Genomic DNA, 18,582 nt, shown 5'->3' on the forward strand with positions numbered 1-18,582 from the left:
GAAACGATCTGTACGACTGATCGTTCTTCAGGTATGACCAACGCCAAGTGCATCCTTGCCGCGATCGCCTTGACCGGTGCGGCCGTCATCAGCATGAGCGCCAGCGCCTACGCTGCTTCGGGGAACCGCAGCACGCTGGGTAACGGTGAGTGGCTCCAGGTAGGAAGTTCTCTTTTTAGCGAGGACGGCAGTGTCGAGTTCAAGTGCCAGACAGATGGGAAAGTCGCCATCTACTGGGGCGGCGAGGCCCGGTGGCAGAACACTCCGCAACAAAGGTATGACGTCAAGGGGCTGATCATGCAGGGCGACGCGAATGTGGTCCTCTACACGAAGGACGGCGAGGCCATCTGGCACAACGCGCCACACTAGACCTCAGAACTCCAGGCCGGCATCAACCAAAACGGACAGTTCGTTGTACGGCGGCAACCACCTGGCCCCGCAGATGATCAGAACTGATCACGAAATATCCGCCACAGCCATTTTCAAAGATCCTCATCAACGGCGCTGGATGCCACGGTGAGCGGCGTTGGCGCCCTTCATGAACCACCTGTCCGCCGTGCTGAGTTGGTGCCTGTGGTGGGGGAGTGTGGGGCATGGCGGCCGTGCGGCTCGCCTCCCTGGTGGCCGACTGAGCAGACGACAGAGCCCCCCGCGACGATTCTGCGGGGGGCTTCTCTGCTTGGTCGGGTGCGGTGGTGGTGTCGGGCGGCTGGCCGGCCGGACGGGACCGGCCGCAGGCCGCACGCCCGGCCGAGGCGGCCAGAGCCGCCCGGCGCGCCGAAGGCGCGCCCTTGAGCAAGTAAAGAGAAGTTACTCCGATTCGGATCGTCGGCGGGCGGCGCGCTTGGCGGCTGGCTTCGTCGGGGTCACGGGGTAAGTGAGCTGGCACGTGGCGGCGGGGGCCTTCAGCTCCTCGCACAGCAAGGGGCGGTCCTGGTCGGCGTCGGTGGTCACGCGGTAGGTGATCAGGAGGGGGCTGGCGTCGCTGAGTCCGAGTGCGGTTCGCTCGTCGGGATAGGGGGCGCGGGCGGTGACATGCTCGGTGAACGACAGGCTGAGTCCGGCTTCGGCAAGCTGCCGGTACAGGTCGATGATCTCGGCGTCTGGCTGCTCGGCCAGAGTGGGCACTTCGGCGGCGGTGGCCATGGGGATCAGAACGCGGTGGGCCATGCGTGCGCCGGTGGCCGGATCATGGATCAGTCGGTCTACGTTGATGGCGTCCTGGTCCTGCTGGTCCAACAGCAGTGCCGGGGGGCCGTCCAGCGCGGTCCTGCTGATGGCGGGCGGCTCTGCCTCGGTCATCTCCGGTAGGTGCCAACTGCCCTTCGTACTGCGCTGGATGGACCGGTCAACGCGGGTGGCGGGGAGAACTCCCCCGGAGGGAAGTACCCTGCTGCCCTTGCCCTGCATGGATTCCACCAGACCCATGCGGCGCAGCTCGGCGACGGCGGCACGGGCCGTGTGCTTGCCGATGCCGTACATCTTCACCATTTCCGACTCGGACGGCAGGAGATCGCCGGCCTGGTAGCGGCCTCGCTTGATGTCCGTGGCCATGCGCTGAGCCACCTGCAAGTACATGGACGGGGCGCGTTCGATGTGCTCTCGGGCTGCCATGGCTTGTGTCCTTCTCGGGTCGGCATCTAGGTAGTCGAACAAAGATTCGATATCAGTGGTCGTTGTCAGTGTTGCGTGGTATAGGCCATGCACTCATGAGGATAAGTGGTTGACCCTCTGCCGCCTACCCCACCCCACTCATCCGGATAAGTGGTTGACCCCGTTCCTGACGGCGAGTGAAGATGATCGCCCCAACTCATCCGGATGAGTGGCCGGGTGAGTGCTGTGCTGAAACGAGGTGAACCCCTATGGACAACAAGCCGATTGATGTTGCTCGGCTCGGCGCGATCCGCTGTGTGATCGCTCCGGAACCGCGTCTGACGCCGGAAGGAGAGACGCGCAGGGACCGCGAGGGAAACCCGCTGTGGATCACGGGCCTGTCGGTGAGGCAGGCAGAGGGACGGCGTACAGACGTCGTTCACGTGGTCACCAGCGGACAGCCGCAGGGCCTCACGGAGGGAAGTGAGGTCAGGGTCACGAACCTGTGGGCCAACGACTGGGCGGTGGACGGCCGGACCGGTACGACCTACCGGGCCGATGCGATCACCCCCGTGTCCGGCGGCGCTTCCGCCTCGACGACTCCGGCGGCCGGTCCGCGCGGGAAGTCGGCGGGCGGTGACGCGTGATGGAACGCTACTTCTGGCACCTGAACGCCCGGCAGTCAGACGGCATGGCCTGCGTGGTCTGCAACACCGACTTCCTCAACAACAAGATCACCTCCGTTCCGGTGGGGCGGTCGCCTGCGGATGAGTCACAGGTGTTCGCGTGCAAGGACCCGTGCGCGGCTGTGATCGCTGACGAGGCTGCCCGGATGGCCAAGGAGATGCGGGCGGCGGTCGGCGCTGACGAGGCGGACGACGAGGCGGACGGCGGGGGCCTGGCGGACGGCGAAGACCCGGTGTTCTGCGTGGACGGGCATTTCGGCTCGCTGCTGCGGGACCTGCGGGCCCTGGCCGGTGCTGAGGCGCTGCTCGCCACGTCCGACGACATCCCCACCCTTCGCTTCCTGTTGGGGCTGACGGCTCGTCATGCCGAGACGGCCATGATGCGCGCCCGGCTCGTGCTCGCCCGGACCAAGGAAGGGGACGGCTGATGCCTGCCTCGCTGGTGGTCTGGGTCCTGACGGCGCTGGTCCTGGTCGCCGTGATGACACAGCGCTGGTGGGAACCGCGTCTGGCGGCTCGGGGCATCCCGGTGCGGCGGTGGCCGTGGCGGTGGTGGCTGGTTGGCTACCCCGGAACCGCGCTGCGGATCTTCACGACCTGGCGGCGGCTGGCTCAGCTCAACGGGTTGTCGGTGAGCACGTCGCCGGACCGTCGTGTGATTGGCCGCGATCTCGTGGTGCAGGGACAGGCGCTGCGGCCCAAGCCTCCTCGGCTGTCCTGGCCGGTGCCGACGAAAACCGGGCTGACGCTGCGGGTGCTGCTGCATCCGGGGCAGACTCCGGCGGCCTACTTCGCGGCGGCCCGCGCCATGGAACACGCCTGGCACGTGCACGGGGTGCGGGTCACCTCCCCGCGTCGGGGACAGGTCCTCATCCACGTCACGGCCCTTGACCCCCTGACCGGTGACCTTGCGTCTGTCCGTTCGCCGGCTGCGGAGCTGCTGTCGGCCAACGTGGGCCGGATCGAGGACGGCGACCCCTGGGTGATCGACCTTCGGCGAGTGCCGCACTGGCTGATCACGGGTGCCACACAGTCCGGGAAGTCGTCGTTGCTGGCTGCCCTGGTGCTCGCACTGGCGCCTCAGCAGGTCGCCCTGGTCGGCATCGACTGCAAGGGCGGCATGGAACTGGGCCTATTCGGCGGGCGGCTCGCCGCGCTGGCGGTAGACCGGACACAGGCGGTCGGCCTGCTCTCCGGCGTGGTCGCTGAGATTCAGGCGCGCATGGATCGCTGCCGTGCGTGGGGCAAGCGGTCCGTCTGGGAACTGCCCGAGGAACAGCGGCCAGTGCCCCTCGTCGTGATCGTGGACGAGCTGGCAGAGCTGTACCTCTCTGACGGCTCTCGGGCCTCGAAGGACGAGGCGGAGCAGTGCGGAACGCTGCTGCTGCGGGTCGCCCAGCTCGGCGCGGCGCTCGGCGTTCACCTGGTCGTCGCCGGACAGCGGGTCGGCTCCGACATCGGCACCCGCGTCACCGCGCTGAGGGCCCAGCTCGGCGGACGCGTCGCCCACCGAGCGCACGACGAGGCATCAGCCGAGATGACCTTGGGCGACATCAATCCGGACGCCGTGATCACCGCCCTGAGCATCACCGAAGACGAACAGGGCGTCGCCGTGATCGCCATGGGCGGCCGGTGGATGCGCGCCCGGTCCCGCCTCGTCACGACCGCCGATGCGGCCGGCATTGCCCGCATGGACCCCCCGGCGGATCCCTTCCTGACACAGCCCGACCCCGTGACCTTCGAGAAAGGAGGTGCAGCGGAATGACACAGACACAGATATGGGTCATCGACTCCTTCCTGTTCCTGTACGTCGTCCTTACCGCCCGGTCACGGGAAATCCGCTGGTATCAGGCAACCCTGATTTCCCTGTTCGGATTCCTGCTGGCAATGACGCCATTCTCGTACCCCGTCATGGAAATCGTTTCAGCCATAGTCGGCCTCTTTACTGGCTGACCTTCCCGAATCGACAAGGAGAACAAGAATGAACATCACTACGCGCATCGCCGGTGCCGCTGCCTCGACCGCCCTTCTCGTCGTCGGCGCCCTGGCCGCTGCCCCGACTGCTTCGGCGGCGCCTCAGAGCGTTTCGGCGGCTGCCCTTCCCAAGGCATGCGACTGGGAATGGGCCTGGCCGCAGAAGGAGGCCACCACGACGGCCGTGAACCTGCGCAGTGGTCCGGGCACGAATTACACGTCCCTTGGAACCCTGTATAAGAGCGTGCACTTCACCGAGTACTGCAACAAGAAATTCGCCTGGGGATACGGCAAGGTCACCAGCGGCCCGAACGCCGGACGGTGGGGCTGGGTGAAGGAATCCTATCTCTGGCCCTGATAAGCCGCCCCGCTTATCCCTGGGCCTCCCGGAAACGCAAAAACACTCTTCATAGATCATTCAAGCCAAGCTGAAGCCGTAGCCGAGTAGAGACAAAGACGGAGCCAATCCATGAATACCGCGCCTATTCCTCGTGAAAGGGGGCCTCCGAATGTCTGTGATATCGGATGAGGCGCGGCGCTCAGTCCTCAATGAGGCTGAGCGTCTGCGCCTTCTTTCGTCCACCGAGCGTGACCTTATCCGGCTCGTCCATGAACCCGGATTCTCACGCTGGCTCGATCAGATCAAGTCCATTGGAGGGTGCGCCCACCCGATCTACCTTGCCGGGCACACCACAACCCGTGATGCCGTCACGGGGGAAATCCTGCGGCACTACGACACCAGCAACGAACCCGGCGGCCGGATGCCGGTACGGTGCCGCAACAGGCGCGAGACGCGCTGTGAGCCCTGCTCGTACCTGCACGCGGGCGACACCTTCCACCTGGTCCGCTCCGGCCTGCTCGGCGGCAAGGGCATCACGGACGGCGTTCAGCATCACCCCCGACTCTTCCTCACCCTGACAGCACCCTCGTTCGGCGCCGTGCACCGTGCTGACGACGGCGGGGTGTGCCGCCCTCGTCGGGACGGCGGAGTCTGCGAACACGGGCGCCCCGTCGGCTGCGGTCAGAAACACAAAGACAGCGATCCCATGGTGGGCCAACCCCTGTGCCGGGACTGCTACGACTACACCGGACACGCCCTCTGGCACGCCTTGGCCGGCAAGCTATGGAATCGCTATTGCCACATGCTCAGGCGGCATTTGGGGACGGCGGCAGGAATCACGCAAACCCGCCTGCGTGAACACCTGACGCTCTCGTTTGCCAAAGTCGCCGAGTATCAGGATCGGGGCGCGGTTCACTTCCATGCCGTTATTCGGCTCGACGGGCCCGACGGTCCCTCGTCGCCCCCGCCTCTGTGGGCGACAACTGCCTTACTGTCAGATGCCGTGCGGTCGGCTGCGGATCAAGTAGAGGTGCACACCCCGTATTCTCCTGCGACCGGTGAGCGGGTCATCAAGTGGGGTAAACAGCGCGACGTACACCCGATCCGCAGCGACGCATTCACCGAATCGGCCGTGACCGATAGCGCCGTTGCGGCATACGTCGCGAAATACGTATCCAAGAGCGTCGGCGACTCGGGCGGCATCGACTACCGGATACAGGACTTCGACAGCATCCGCCTTGCCCCCGTGAATGCTCACCTGCGGGCGCTCATGGCCACCTGCTGGCGTCTGGGTGGCCTGCCAGAGCTGGAGGGGCTGAACCTGCGGGCCTGGGCTCACACGCTCGGCTACCGGGGGCACGTGCTCACCAAATCACGGCAGTACTCCACCACGTACGGGGAGCTGCGTGCGGTACGGGCGGACTACCAGGGCGGCGGCGTGCTCGCCCTGGAGGGCCGAGAGACCATCACGGATTCAGCCTGGCGCTACGTCGGCTCGGGACACTCGCTGGCCGAAGCGGAAATTACGCACGGCATCGCTGAGGATCTGGCGACACTTCGAGAAATCAGACGAGAAATGATCGCTGAGGGGTGGAAGTATGCCGCGTAAGGAATACGCTGGGCGCTTCCACTCGGACCGTGTATTCAGTGGCCGAAAAGAGGTACTGCATGAATGGTGCGTGACGACAAATTTCCGAAATGTAGCGCAGATAACGGCACGGAGGCTAGGTGGTGAAGTGTGGGATGCTGGAGATTCCTCACGTGATCGATGGGAAGTGCTGACGAAATCTCCTGCCGTTGAGATTCTGGTGAGTAGAGTCACTGCTGGGGCGATTACGTTTACCTTGTCTGGAGAAAGTGAACTTGGGGAATTCTTCTTCAGGTCCGACATGTGGAACTCTGAAGAGATGTCTCGAATGTCGACCGTAGGTGATTCCCGTTCCGTGCGATGCGAGTTGAGCCTAAAGCCTGTTGAGTTCAAGACGTTAACGGGGTTGACGGTCCTTTATATTATGCCGTCAATCAGGTTGCTCCCCTCGAACGTGTAGTTGCAGGCAGGAGTGAGCCCCGGCAAGCGTGTAGTTGCAGGCAGGAGTGAGCCCCGGCAAGTCTGCGTCCTTGCCGGGGCTCACTCCGTGCTCTACAGCATGGCGTGATGTGCTAAGCGGCTCGGTCCCAGATGTCTGCACCGGTAATGCGGACTCGTTCCTTGGTGTTTGCCGGGAAGAGCGTCACGCGCACGTTAAAGCCGCTAAGAAGCTCGCGACGGGCCGCGTCGTCGTGGGCGGCGTGCCATTCATCTGCCACGGACTTTCCTGTGGGCACCATCCGCATTCCGGCGGGACGCTCCGGCAACTTCTTGAGTTCAGCGATTTCGCGACCCATGCGGGCGTACTCACGGCGGTACCATTCGGCGTCGTCCTCGGAGTCGTAGAGACCTGCTGAACGGTCGTCCCGAAGGCGCTTTCGGTCTGCCTCCAACTCGGCGATACGTGCGGCATACCCAGTTCCCGGGTCGTACTGGCGCTTCATGAGCTGACCGTTTCCGTATTTCCCTAGGAACCATTCAGTGACGATCTTGTTTAGCTTGGGAACGGACATGTTGGGTGCCGGGGAACAGTCCTTCGATACGATCACGCCGAGTACGCGCCCATCGCAACCGTAAGAATTGTTCTGGCCCTTGCGACCGTAGATGTAAAGTGAGCGACCGCAATTTCCACAGTAGGCACGCCCCGAGAGAAGGTATGTCGACTTCGGGGCTCGGCGCTGTGCTTCGCTTACCTTTCGCTTCGGGGCTGTCTTCTGGATCAGAGCATCCCGAGTAGCGCGATCCCACAAGGGCGGGGCAAGGCGGCGCGGGTGCCCGTCCGGCCCGATAACCGGGCGGCTGTTGTGCATCAGGTAACCCAAAGATCCTTCGCTGATGAGAAGCCTCTTTAGGGTCTTAGCGTTCCAGCGGAATCCCTTGGGCTCCCGGCCGCTCAGAACAGCGCGGTAGTCCTCCGGCGTTGGTACGCCTTCCCGGCTGAGGCGTGCAGCCTCGGTGTGTACGGTGATCTCTCCCGTCTCGTCGGCAAGGATGCGCTCTGCGACGGTGCGCAGAATCACAGCCGGCACAGGGTCAACCTCGACGCGATCGACCTTTCCGTTAGGGGTGAGTCGCACATAGCGGTAGCCGTATTGGTTCTTCTGCTTCGGCTTCCCGTTTGTACGAGCCCGTACCGTTTCTTCCCGGTTGCGCTTTTGGATCGCCCTCAACTCCATTTGCGCGCCGAAGGATTCCATGGAAAGGCGCATCTCGTCGTTGGGGTCGTCCAGGTTCCACGGTCCGTCATGCCCGTACGTCACCAGTAGGCGGCCGGACTCGTGGATCGTGTACGCGGTGTTCAACACGTCACGCTGGTTCCGGCCGATCCGGTCGACGGCGGCGCCCACGATCCCTGAGTACGGACCTGCCTCGTTCCTCAGCCACGGGCCAAGTCCCGGCCGCGTGAGAGGGTCTGTGGCGCCTGAGACCTCCCAGTCATCGGCCCACGCGATGATGTGGCCACCTACGGATTCAGCGGCGCTGAGGACCTGGTCTAGCTGCTTCTCGGGGCTGTTGCTCGCGTCCTTCATGCGCGAGAGGCGCCGGACGCCTACCAGGCACCTTCCGCATCCGTCGTAGTCGGTAGTGATCACCTGGTCCATGATGTCCGCTCTCCGATCCGCACGCATGTGCGTTTAGGGAGCGCTCCTGACCGCCACGGCCCTGCACTGGCTGCACAGCGAACCCCTCGCGGCCCTCTACGGTCGGATGGCGGAGCTGGTCCGCGACGGCGGTGTCTTCATGAACGCGGACCACATGATCGACGAGAGCACGCCGCGGATCAACGAGGCCGAGCGCGCCCAGCGGCACGTCCGGATGGATCAGGCCAAGCGGGCCGGCGCCGTGGACTGGGCCGAGTGGTGGCAGCTCGCGGCGCAGGACCCGGTCCTCGCCGGGCCCACCGCCCGCCGTTTCGAGATCTACGGTGAGCACGCGGACGGGGACGTGCCCTCGGCCGCCTGGCACGCGCGCGTGCTGCGCGAGAAGGGCTTCGGCGAGGCCCGGCCGGTGTGGTGCTCGCCGTCGGACACGTTGCTGCTGGCACTGAAGTGAGCCGGCCATGAGCGCCAAGGGGCGGTACGGGAAGCCCGTACCGCCCCTTGCGCAGTGGCGTGTCAGAGAACCTTGGACAGGAACGACTGCGTCCGCTCGTGCTGCGGGTTCGTCAGGACCTCGCGCGGATGGCCGGATTCGACCACCACGCCCTCGTCCATGAACACCAGGCTGTCGCCCACCTCGCGGGCGAAGCCCATCTCGTGGGTGACGACGACCATCGTCATGCCGGACTCGGCGAGGTCGCGCATGACGTCGAGGACGTCACCGACCAGCTCCGGGTCCAGGGCCGAGGTCGGCTCGTCGAACAGCATCAGCTTCGGGTCCATCGCGAGGGCCCGGGCGATCGCCACGCGCTGCTGCTGGCCGCCGGAGAGCTGCGAGGGGTAGTGCCCGGCCCGGTCGCCCAGGCCCACGCGCTCCAGCAGCTGCACGGCCCGCTCCTTGGCCTGCGCCTTGCCGGTCCCCTTGACCTGGACCGGCGCCTCCATGACGTTCTCCATGGCCGTCATGTGCGGGAACAGGTTGAAGCGCTGGAAGACCATGCCGATGTCCCGGCGTTTCATGGCGACCTCGCGGTCGCGCAGCTCGTACAGCTTGTCGCCCTGCTGGCGGTAGCCGACCAGCTCGCCGTCGACGTACAGCCGTCCGGCGTTGATCTTCTCCAGGTGGTTGATGCACCTGAGGAACGTGCTCTTGCCGGAGCCGGAGGGGCCGATGAGGCAGAAGACCTCGCCCGGCTTCACCTCCAGGTCGATGCCCTTGAGCACCTCGACATGGCCGAAGGACTTGTGGACGCCCTGCGCCTTGACCATGGGGACGGTGCCCTTCGCGGGGGCGGCGTCCTCGGGCTTGCTCAGCTTGTCGGTCATGCCGCGACCTTCCTGCTCGAGAAGGTCGTCAGGTGCGACCTGACCTTCTGCCACGGGGTGGGCGGGAGGCTGCGGCTGGAGCCGCGGGCGTAGTACCGCTCGATGTAGTACTGGCCGACGCTCAGGACGGACGTCATGATCAGGTACCAGGCCGCGGCGAGGAAGTACATCTCCACCGGGGCGCCGGAGTTCTGGCCGATGTCCTGGGCGTAGCGGAACAGCTCGGGATACTGGACGGCCGCCACGAGCGAGGTCGTCTTCAGCATGTTGATGACCTCGTTGCCCGTCGGCGGCACGATCACGCGCATCGCCTGCGGGATGATCACCCGGCGCAGGGTCTTGGCGTGGCTCATGCCCAGCGCGTGGGCCGCCTCGGTCTGGCCCTCGTCCACCGCGAGCAGGCCCGCCCGGCAGATCTCGGCCATGTACGCCGCCTCGTTCAGGCCCAGGCCGAGCAACGCCGTCAGCAGCGGCGTCATGAAGTTCGACCAGTAGTCCTTGTAGAACGGCATCAGGTTGATGTACTCGAAGACCAGGCCCAGGTTGAACCAGAGGAACAGCTGGACCAGGACCGGGGTGCCGCGGAAGAACCAGATGTAGAACCAGGCGATCGAGGAGGTCACCGGGTTCTTCGACAGTCGCATCACCGCGAGGACGATGCCGCCGACGATGCCGATCAGCATCGACAGGACCGTCAGCAGGAGGGTCTTGCTGACGCCGGTCATGATCCGGTGGTCGAAGAAGTACTCCGGCACCGCGTGCCAGTTGATCTTGCCTTGGCCGAACGCGTAGATGATCGCGACGAGGATCGCGATGGCTATGACGGCGGTGACGTAGCGTCCGTAGTGGCGGACCGGGATGGCCTTGATGGCCTCCGGGCCGGCGGTGGCGGCGCCCGGCCCTCCGGCCGTCTTCTCTGTGTCAGTCACGGGTGTTGCCTCTCAGTGGCCGCTTGCTCGTGCGGGTCACTTGCCGCCGTTGACGACGGACTGCTTGACGGCGCCGTCCTGGGCGCCCCACTTCTCGAGGATCTTCGCGTACTCGCCGTTCTTGATGATCGCGTCCATCGCGGCCTGGAGCGCGTCACGCAGCTGGGTGGCGTTCTTGGCGACGGCGATGCCGTACGGGGCCGCCTCGACCTGCTGGCCGACGGTCTCGAAGTCCTTGCCGCCGCCGGAGGTCTTCACCGCGTACGCGGCCACCGGGAAGTCGGAGGAGGCGGCGTCCACACCGCCCGAACGCAGCCGGGTCTGGGACTGCTGGTCGTCGTCGAACGGCTCGATCGTGAGCTTCTTTCCGCCCGGACACTTCTTGGCCTCCTGCTTGGCCAGGTCCTCCGAAACGGTGCCGCGCTCGACGGCTATCTTCTTGCCGCACAGGTCCGCCCAGCCGTTGATGCCCTGGGTGTCGCCCTTGCGCGTGTAGATCGAGACGCCGGCGGTCAGGTAGTCGACGAAGTCCACGCCCTCGCCGACCTTCTTGCCGGTGTCGGGGTCGACGCCCTGCTGGCGGTTCTTGTTGTCCGTCATCGCGGACATCGCTATGTCGTAGCGGCCCGAGCGCAGACCGGTGAGCAGTCCGTCGAAGGTGCCGTTCTCGAAGGTCAGCTTCACGCCGAGCTGCTTGCCCATGGCCGCCGCGAGGTCGGGGTCGAGGCCGGCGACGTTGCCGGAGGAGTCCTTGAACTCCACGGGGGCGTACGCGATGTCCGAGCCCACCTTGATCTCGCCCTTGCTCCGGATCTCGGCCGGGAGCTTGCCGGCGAGCGGGGCACTGCCGGCGGACGAGCTGCCCGAGCCCTTGCTCTTGTCCTTGGTCTGGTCACCGCAGCCGGTGAGCAGCAGGGCGCCGGCGACCGCGATCGCACCCACCGCGGCCAGACGGGAGTGCGCGGCGGTCGTACGGCGGGTGGAGCTTGCGGTCATCGTTGTTCCTCCGGCGGATGGGAAGAGGTGCCGATGGGTCGACGGAAACACACACCTTCGGGTGTCGCGACCTCGTGGGTTTACGGCATCTTGCCATTCGGACTGCGGCATTCAGGGCTGTGACTATGTCAAAATCGCATAACGGGTGACCCCCCGAACCGCATCAGGTCGGTACAACAACGGTCCTTGGCCACCGAACCATCTGCGGGAATCCAGCATTCCGGCCGGAGAATCTTCGGCGCATCTCACGATGTGGTCAGCGCATCTGTCCGCCTGCCAGCGCTTTCGTGCGCCGCGCACGGACGTCAGCCGCGTGTCATCTTCAAGCGGTTCTCTGGTTGCCAGATGTGACCTTGCACCTAATGGACTCGTCGTGGGCGCCGTCCGTCCGGTAAGAAGGTTCTTTACACCCCTCATCCGGGGCTCAGGGCGCGTGTGCGGCGCGCCCGTCGCGTATGTGCTCGTACGTATCACCAATCGGGCCGTACGCGGTGCCCGCCCACCCCTCACCAGGAGTGGTCGACCCTCAAACCATGCATACCTAAGGGGTAAGACAAAGTGGCAGCGGAGATCGTCAATCCTCGCAGCGACAGCAAAACGGATCAGGACAGCGGGGCCGAGCCCCTCGATTCCTTCGATCCGGTGTTCGCGCTGCACCGCGGCGGCAAGATGGCCGTGCAGGCCACCGTGCCGGTCCGTGACAAGGACGACCTTTCCCTCGCGTACACGCCCGGCGTCGCGCGCGTGTGCACCGCGATCGCGGAGCAGCCGGAACTGGTCAACGACTACACGTGGAAGTCCAACGTGGTCGCCGTCGTGACCGACGGCACGGCCGTGCTCGGACTCGGGGACATCGGTCCCCAGGCCTCCCTCCCCGTGATGGAGGGCAAGGCGATCCTGTTCAAGCAGTTCGGCGGGGTCGACGCGGTCCCGATCGCGCTCGACTGCACCGACGTGGACGACATCGTCGAGACCGTGGTCCGGCTCGCTCCCTCCTTCGGCGGAGTGAACCTGGAGGACATCTCGGCGCCCCGGTGCTTCGAGATCGAGCGCCGGCTGCAGGAGCGCCTCGACATCCCGGTCTTCCACGACGACCAGCACGGCACGGCCGTCGTGAGCCTCGCCGCGCTGCGGAACGCGGCGCGGCTGAGCGGGCGGGGGATCGGCGACCTGCGGGCCGTCATCTCGGGCGCCGGCGCGGCCGGTGTCGCCATCGCCAAGATGCTGGTCGAGGCCGGCATCGGGGACGTGGCCGTGACGGACCGCAAGGGCGTCGTGTCCGCCGACCGGGAGGACCTGACCCCGGTCAAGCGCGAGCTGGCCGGCTTCACCAACAAGGCGGGCGTCACCGGCACGCTGGAGGACGCCCTCGCGGGCGCGGACGTCTTCATCGGCGTCTCCGGCGGTACGGTGCCCGAGGAGGCCGTGGCCTCCATGGCCGAGGGCGCCTTCGTGTTCGCGATGGCCAACCCGAACCCCGAGGTGCACCCGGACGTCGCGCACAAGTACGCGGCGGTCGTCGCGACCGGGCGTTCGGACTTCCCGAACCAGATCAACAACGTGCTGGCCTTCCCCGGGATCTTCGCGGGCGCGCTTCAGGTGCGGGCCACTCGGATCACCGAGGGGATGAAGATCGCCGCCGCGGAGGCGCTGGCCGCCGTCGTGGGCGACGACCTCGCCGCCGACTACGTGATCCCGTCGCCGTTCGACGAGCGGGTCGCCCCGGCCGTGACCGCGGCGGTTGCGGCTGCCGCTCGGGCCGAAGGGGTCGCACGCCTCTAGGTCGCACGCCTCCAGATCGACTGGCCCCGCCTGCTGAGGCGGGGCCAGTCGTGCGAGGGGGGCTCCGCGGCGTCGGCGCGCGGCCTGCGCCGCACGGGTGCCGGTGCGCAAGAGGGCATGTGTCACAGGGGTGCGTGGTTCCCTCGGCTGATCCACGCCCCTATCGTCGGGCCCATGTTCGCTGTCTACGCCGCCCGAATCGACCGCGACCAGCCGCTCACCGGCCTTGAGTTGGGGGAGCGCCCGGCTCCCGAGGCCCGGCCCGGCTGGAGCACGATCGATGTGCGCGCCGCCTCCCTCAACCATCACGACCTCTGGTCCCTGCGCGGCGTCGGCCTCCCGGAGGGCCGGCTGCCGATGATCCTCGGCTGTGACGCCGCCGGGGTCGACGCGGACGGCAACGAGGTCGTCCTGCACTCCGTCATCGGCCAGACCGGCCATGGCGTCGGCCCGGACGAGCCGCGCTCCATCCTCACCGAGCGCTACCAGGGCACGTTCGCCGAGCAGGTCGCCGTGCCGACCTGGAACGTCCTGCCCAAGCCCAAGGAGCTGTCCTTCGCCGAGGCCGCCTGTCTGCCGACCGCGTGGCTGACGGCCTACCGGATGCTGTTCACCAACGCCGGGGTACGACCCGGTGACTCGGTCCTCGTGCAGGGCGCGGGCGGCGGTGTCGCCACGGCCGCGATCGTGCTGGGCAAGGCGGCGGGTCTTCGGGTCTTCGCCACCAGCCGGGACGAGGCGAAGCGGAAGCGGGCCCTTGAGCTCGGCGCGGTGGAGGCGGTGGAGACCGGGGCGCGGCTGCCGCAGCGGGTGGACGCCGTCATCGAGACCGTGGGCGCGGCCACCTGGTCCCACTCGGTGAAGTCCCTGCGGCCCGGCGGGACGATCGTCATCTCCGGGGCGACGAGCGGGGACCGGCCCTCGCACGCCGAGCTGACCCGGATCTTCTTCCTGGAGCTGAAGGTCGTCGGCTCGACCATGGGCACCAAGGACGAGCTGGAGGATCTGCTGTCCTTCTGCGCCGCCACGGGCGTACGGCCCGTCATCGACGAGGAGCTGCCGCTGGACCGGGCCCGCGAGGGCTTCGAGCGGCTCGCGTCCGGAGAGCAGTTCGGGAAGATCGTGCTCACCAACTCCTGAGGTTCATGGAGCGGTTGGGGCCAGAAGGCGGGTCCGGGGTGCTCCCGGCCCGCCTTTTTCCTGCCACGCATGTCAACTTTGGTTGACGGGAGGCGGGTGTCAACGTAGGTTGACATCATGACCGATGCAACCGATCTCGCCGAGCGTGCCGGCGACCGCGATCCGCGCGTCGGACTGCGGGCCGTGGCCGCGCTGCGCAGGCTGCTGGAGCAGCTGGAGGCGGTACAGGTGCGCAGTGCGCGCCATCAGGGCTGGTCGTGGCAGGAGATCGCCGCGGAGCTGGGTGTCAGCAGGCAGGCCGTGCACAAGAAGTACGGGAGGCAGTGATGTTCGAACGCTTCACCAAGGACGCCCGTGAGGTGGTGGAGGGGGCGGTCACGGACTGCCGGCGCGACGGGGTCCGGACCGTCGACGCCGAGCATCTGTTGCTCGCCCTTCTGGAGCGCGAGGGCAGCCGGGCCTCCTTCGCCCTGGCCGCGCTCGGGCTCGCGGAGCGCCGGGAGTCGGTGCGGGGTGCCTTGTCGCAGGCGCGGCGGAGTGCCGGGCTGACCCGGGCCGACGCCGACGCGCTGGCGGGGTTCGGGATCGATGTGTCCCAGATCGTGGCGCGGGTGGAGGAGGTGCACGGCGTCGGAGCGATGTCGGGCGGCCGGAAGGGCGGAAGCTGGTGGCCGGGGCGCCGGCCGGGCTTCGGCCGGGGCGCGAAGGACGTGCTGGAGAAGTCCCTGCGGGTCGCCCTCGCCCACCGTGACCGGCACATCGGCGACGAGCATCTGCTGCTGGCGCTCACCGTGCTGCCGGGCGTGGCGGCCGAGGTGCTGGCCGACCACGGGGTGACGTACGAGTCGGTGACTCGGGTGCTGTACGGAGAGGGGTACGAAGAGGGTCGGGGAGGGGGAGGGGGAGAGGCGAAGGCCGGCTGAACACCGGGCTGCGTCGGGGTGGCACCGGGGTGGCACCGGGGCGGCATCGGCTGCTCGCCGGTGCCCTGCCGGTGCCCGGGCGTTTGCCGTCGTCCCGCCGGTGCCGGGCCGCGTGCTGCCGTACCGCCGCGTAGTCTGCGTCCGACCGTCCGAGGCGGGCCTCGGTACATCGTCGGACGGCCTCCGTGTGCTGGTGTCGGGCCCGGCGGTTCCTGTCAGGGCTTCGGTGACCGCAGGAGTGCGCCGATACGGGCCGCCGCCGTCGACAGGTGGCGGCGGGTGTCGCGGAGCTGGTCCTCGGTGACTCCGTGATCGCGGGCCGCGTCGCGGATGTCGTCGCGGAATCGGTCCAGGAGCCGGTCCAGGTCGCGGGCCGGGTCGCCGGTGACGTCCTCGTGGGCCCAGGAGGGTTCGTACTCGGCGGGGAAGTCCTCGGTGGGCGGTGTGTACTGCGGTTCCTGCGCGGTGGCGGGCTTCGCCGTGTCCTCCGGGATGCGGCCGAAGCCCCAGTCCCTGCCCAGCTCCTTGCCGAAGTCCTTGCCGAAATCGCCGAATTCCTTGGCCAGTTCGGTCAGGCCCTCGCGTACGCCGTTCGGCCAGTCGCCGCGGGTGAAGTGGTCCTGTACGCGGTCCTGGACGTGGCGGGCGATGCGCTGCATCTCCTCCTGTGCCTGGGCTCGCGCCCGCGTCTGTGCCTCCTGGGCCTGCCGGCGGGCCCGCTGGGCCTCCTCGCGGGCCCGGCGGCTCTCGTCCTTGGCGCGGCGGGCCTGCTCCTTCCACTCCTGCTTGACCCGGCGCATCTCCTCCTTCGCGACGCGCCAGGACTCCTTGTCGTCGCCCAGGTCGCCGTACTCCCCGGCGAGGCCCGCCGCGCCCGCGCCCGCCTTGGCGCCCCGGCGGGCCTCCGTCGCGGCGGCGCGCATCTCGCGGCGCAGGTCGCCGGCCGCGCCGCGCACGTCGGCCTTGATCTCGGCCGCCAGTTCCGCCACCGACTCGCGGATCTCCAGCTCCAGGTCGGCCAACTCACCGCTGCGGTCGGCCAGTTCGGCGCGGCCCGCGTCCGTGATGGAGTACACCTTGCGGCCGCCCTCCGTGGTGTGCCGGACCAGGCCCTCGGCCTCCAGCTTGGCCAGCCGGGGGTAGACCGTGCCCGCCGAGGGTGCGTACAGCCCCTGGAAGCGTTCCTCCAGGAGCCTGATCACCTCGTAGCCGTGGCGCGGGGCCTCGTCGAGCAGCTTGAGCAGGTACAGGCGGAGGCGCCCGTGGGCGAAGACGGGGGGCATGTCAGAGCACCTTCTTGTCGGTCGTGCCGTCGGCCGGGGCGTCGGTGGCTTCGGTGCCCTGGCCGGAGACGGAATTGTCTCCCGGCGCGGCCGGGGAGTCGGCGGCGGGGGCGGTGTCCGGGTCCCGTGGCGGCGCGGACTCCCACGGGGTGTCCGCCTCGTCCTCGCGCGGTGGGCGGCGCAGCAGGGCGATCGAGCCGGAGACCGTGGTGGCCCGGAGCCTGCCGGTGCCCGCGCCGAGCCGGCCGGTGATCTTGTGGGCGCCCCACTGGCCGTGCACCCGCAGTCCGTCGAAGGCGTTGGAAATCGTGCCGCTCGCGGTGTTCGCCTCCACCTCGGCGTCCGCCGGGTGCGGCAGGCGGATGGCGATCTCGCCGGAGACGCTGGTGAGACTGACCTCCGTGGGGCCGTCCGGGTCCAGGTCGACGATCATGGATCCGCTGACCGAGTCGGCGCGGACGGAGGGGCCGGAGCCCTCGACCACCGTCAGGTCCCCCGAGACCGAGTGGAACCGCAGGTCGCCGGTGACCGCCTGGGCCTCCAGGTTTCCCGACACGGTGTCCGCGCGGACCGGGCCCGAGACGCCGACCAGGGTCGTGTCGCCGGTCACCCCCTTGACCACCGCGGGGCCGCGGACGCCGGAGACGACCGCGCCGGCGCCGACCACGCCCACCTCCACGCGGGTGTCGGCGGGGACCGCGAGGGAGACGACGGCGCTGCGCCGCCAGCCCTTGCGGTCCAGCCACTTGAGGAAACCCTTCCAGGGCAGGTCCTCGTAGGCCACCGTGAGGGTGCCGCCCTGCTGTGTGACCACCAGGGGCGGGCCTTCGATCTCCGAGACCTCCAGGCGGGCGGAACCTTCTTCCGTGCCCACCACGTTCACCGTTCCGTTGACGATGCGGACCTGGAGGTCGCTCACGCCGCTGTCGAACGTCAGCTTCCGGGGCTCGGTGACGGACCACTCGGGCATGGGGGACCTCCTCGGCCGGACAGTGTCGTGACGCGCCATATCGCGTCTTCTGTGAAACACGATATATCGTGGACGTCGGAAGTCAAGGCGCTCTTTCGAGTGAGCGCCCAAGCCGCATGGCGGGCGAGGTACGGGCACGTGCCTTGCGTGTTGGTCCGTCGACCGATGCGCTTCAGGGCGGCCCGTGGCGGGAGGGGGGCGACAGCGGCCGTCGGTTCCTCCCGGTCGGTGCTCGCGCCGTGGCGGGACGGTGCGACCGGGCCGGTTGCACCGTCGCCGCCGGATTCCGGCGTCCTCGGGCACGTCCGGCCGGCCGACGGCACGCCGGTGGCCCGGGTGCCGGGTGCCGGGGATCCGTGGGTGCGTCGGTTCGGGATGGTGCGGGTGGGGACAGGACCCAGTCGTCGCTGGGCGGCGCGGCGGTGGGAGCGCGGGGCGGTCGGACGCCGGGGCGCTGTTCCCGGCGCACAGGCCGTTGGAGATGGCCTGCGGCGGTACGCGTCGGCCCGGGTGAGGATGCGCGCCCGGGGAGCGGCCGGAGCTGTGCGGTGGGCCCGGACCGGGACGGGACGGTGTGCGGGGCGTTGCATAGGCTGTCTCCGAAGGCGCTGTCGGCCTTGAGCCGTGAAGAACCGTCGGCCTTGAGCCGTGAAGAAGACGCAGGAGACGCACCCCATGTACTTCACCGACCGTGGGATCGAGGAGTTGGAGAAGCGGCGAGGCGAGGAAGAGGTCACCTTCGAGTGGCTCGCCGAGCAGCTGCGCACCTTCGTCGATCTGAATCCGGACTTCGAGGTGCCCGTCGAGCGGCTGGCCACCTGGCTCGCCCGGCTCGACGACGAGGACGAGGAGTAGATCCGCTCCACAGGGGGCGATCATCAGCCGTATCGTTCGTTGACCCTCCCCCTCCCCTTCCCCGGGAGTTAGCCTTCTCCTCCCATCGGGGAACGGGG

General features: G+C 67.8%; 18 protein-coding genes and 2 pseudogenes. 13 read left to right on the top strand and 7 right to left on the bottom strand.

What is annotated here, in order from left to right; genetic code table 11:
* Positions 1-369 (top strand): annotated as a pseudogene (locus ADK64_RS20925) (hypothetical protein); the annotation flags it as partial.
* A gap of 441 nt (positions 370-810) precedes the next feature.
* Here ADK64_RS20925 and ADK64_RS20930 read toward each other — a convergent pair.
* Positions 811-1,614, bottom strand: coding sequence for a GntR family transcriptional regulator (locus tag ADK64_RS20930; protein WP_053661253.1), 804 nt, complete (start codon positions 1,612-1,614; stop codon positions 811-813).
* Between the two features lie 248 nt (positions 1,615-1,862).
* Here ADK64_RS20930 and ADK64_RS20935 point away from each other — a divergent pair, with 248 nt between their 5' ends.
* The 6 genes from ADK64_RS20935 (at position 1,863) to ADK64_RS20960 (ending at position 6,202) form a co-directional block, all read left to right on the top strand.
* A complete protein-coding gene (locus ADK64_RS20935) occupies positions 1,863-2,240 on the top strand; it encodes a hypothetical protein (protein WP_053661255.1) in 378 nt (125 codons plus the stop codon).
* Entirely contained in the window at positions 2,240-2,707 is a 468-nt protein-coding gene (locus ADK64_RS20940; protein WP_053661257.1) for a hypothetical protein, read from the top strand. The genes ADK64_RS20935 and ADK64_RS20940 overlap by 1 nt, the downstream gene beginning before the upstream one ends.
* Positions 2,707-4,044: an FtsK/SpoIIIE domain-containing protein gene (locus ADK64_RS20945; protein ID WP_053661258.1), complete on the top strand. Its 1,338-nt coding sequence runs from the start codon at positions 2,707-2,709 to the stop codon at positions 4,042-4,044. The genes ADK64_RS20940 and ADK64_RS20945 overlap by 1 nt, the downstream gene beginning before the upstream one ends.
* Positions 4,041-4,232, top strand: coding sequence for a hypothetical protein (locus ADK64_RS20950; RefSeq protein ID WP_053661260.1), 192 nt, complete (start codon positions 4,041-4,043; stop codon positions 4,230-4,232). The genes ADK64_RS20945 and ADK64_RS20950 overlap by 4 nt, the downstream gene beginning before the upstream one ends.
* 28 nt (positions 4,233-4,260) lie before the next feature.
* A complete protein-coding gene (locus ADK64_RS20955; protein WP_234384658.1) occupies positions 4,261-4,611 on the top strand; it encodes an SH3 domain-containing protein in 351 nt (116 codons plus the stop codon).
* A gap of 151 nt (positions 4,612-4,762) precedes the next feature.
* Positions 4,763-6,202, top strand: a complete 1,440-nt coding sequence (locus ADK64_RS20960) for a replication initiator (RefSeq protein WP_053661262.1) — start codon at positions 4,763-4,765, stop codon at positions 6,200-6,202.
* 551 nt (positions 6,203-6,753) lie between these two features.
* On the opposite strand, the gene ADK64_RS20965 is transcribed toward ADK64_RS20960, so the two are convergent.
* Positions 6,754-8,283, bottom strand: coding sequence for a recombinase family protein (locus ADK64_RS20965; protein ID WP_234384659.1), 1,530 nt, complete (start codon positions 8,281-8,283; stop codon positions 6,754-6,756).
* Positions 8,284-8,323: 40 nt separating this feature from the next.
* Here ADK64_RS20965 and ADK64_RS20970 point away from each other — a divergent pair.
* Positions 8,324-8,734, top strand: a pseudogene (locus tag ADK64_RS20970) (SAM-dependent methyltransferase); the annotation flags it as partial.
* Positions 8,735-8,796: 62 nt separating this feature from the next.
* Here ADK64_RS20970 and ADK64_RS20975 read toward each other — a convergent pair.
* Genes ADK64_RS20975 through ADK64_RS20985 form a run of 3 tightly spaced genes read right to left on the bottom strand, consistent with a single transcriptional unit; the run spans position 8,797 to position 11,531 of the window.
* Positions 8,797-9,606 (bottom strand): amino acid ABC transporter ATP-binding protein, encoded by an 810-nt coding sequence (locus ADK64_RS20975; RefSeq protein WP_324614428.1) that lies wholly within the window; start codon positions 9,604-9,606, stop codon positions 8,797-8,799.
* The gene (locus ADK64_RS20980; RefSeq protein WP_053661264.1) at positions 9,603-10,535 is read right to left on the bottom strand and encodes an amino acid ABC transporter permease; all 933 of its coding nucleotides are present in this window, start codon (positions 10,533-10,535) and stop codon (positions 9,603-9,605) included. Before ADK64_RS20980 ends, ADK64_RS20975 begins: the two co-directional genes overlap by 4 nt.
* Before the next feature lie 36 nt (positions 10,536-10,571).
* Positions 10,572-11,531, bottom strand: coding sequence for an ABC transporter substrate-binding protein (locus tag ADK64_RS20985; RefSeq protein ID WP_053661266.1), 960 nt, complete (start codon positions 11,529-11,531; stop codon positions 10,572-10,574).
* Between the two features lie 558 nt (positions 11,532-12,089).
* On the opposite strand from ADK64_RS20985, the gene ADK64_RS20990 reads away from it, so the two are divergent.
* The 4 genes from ADK64_RS20990 to ADK64_RS21005 all read left to right on the top strand — a co-directional run bounded on the left by ADK64_RS20990 (position 12,090) and on the right by ADK64_RS21005 (position 15,376).
* Positions 12,090-13,313: an NAD(P)-dependent malic enzyme gene (locus ADK64_RS20990; RefSeq protein ID WP_053661268.1), complete on the top strand. Its 1,224-nt coding sequence runs from the start codon at positions 12,090-12,092 to the stop codon at positions 13,311-13,313.
* 174 nt (positions 13,314-13,487) lie between these two features.
* Positions 13,488-14,453: a zinc-binding dehydrogenase gene (locus tag ADK64_RS20995; RefSeq protein WP_053661271.1), complete on the top strand. Its 966-nt coding sequence runs from the start codon at positions 13,488-13,490 to the stop codon at positions 14,451-14,453.
* Positions 14,454-14,570: 117 nt separating this feature from the next.
* Positions 14,571-14,780: a helix-turn-helix domain-containing protein gene (locus tag ADK64_RS21000; protein ID WP_053661273.1), complete on the top strand. Its 210-nt coding sequence runs from the start codon at positions 14,571-14,573 to the stop codon at positions 14,778-14,780.
* On the top strand, positions 14,780-15,376 hold the full coding sequence (locus tag ADK64_RS21005) for a Clp protease N-terminal domain-containing protein (RefSeq protein ID WP_053661275.1): 597 nt from the start codon (positions 14,780-14,782) through the stop codon (positions 15,374-15,376). Before ADK64_RS21000 ends, ADK64_RS21005 begins: the two co-directional genes overlap by 1 nt.
* A gap of 215 nt (positions 15,377-15,591) precedes the next feature.
* Here the strand turns inward: ADK64_RS21005 and ADK64_RS21010 are convergent, their stop codons facing one another.
* Together ADK64_RS21010 and ADK64_RS21015 are read right to left on the bottom strand one after the other, a co-directional pair.
* Entirely contained in the window at positions 15,592-16,659 is a 1,068-nt protein-coding gene (locus ADK64_RS21010; protein ID WP_053661276.1) for a PadR family transcriptional regulator, read from the bottom strand.
* Position 16,660: 1 nt separating this feature from the next.
* Positions 16,661-17,629 (bottom strand): DUF4097 family beta strand repeat-containing protein, encoded by a 969-nt coding sequence (locus ADK64_RS21015; protein ID WP_053661278.1) that lies wholly within the window; start codon positions 17,627-17,629, stop codon positions 16,661-16,663.
* Between the two features lie 675 nt (positions 17,630-18,304).
* Between ADK64_RS21015 and ADK64_RS21020 the strand changes: the two genes are divergently transcribed.
* Complete coding sequence (locus ADK64_RS21020; protein WP_023586593.1) at positions 18,305-18,484, top strand: DUF6104 family protein; 180 nt, start codon at positions 18,305-18,307, stop codon at positions 18,482-18,484.
* The last annotated feature ends 98 nt before the right edge of the window (positions 18,485-18,582 follow it).

The sequence above is a fragment of the Streptomyces sp. MMG1121 genome (genome assembly GCF_001280015.1).
Classification (GTDB): domain Bacteria; phylum Actinomycetota; class Actinomycetes; order Streptomycetales; family Streptomycetaceae; genus Streptomyces.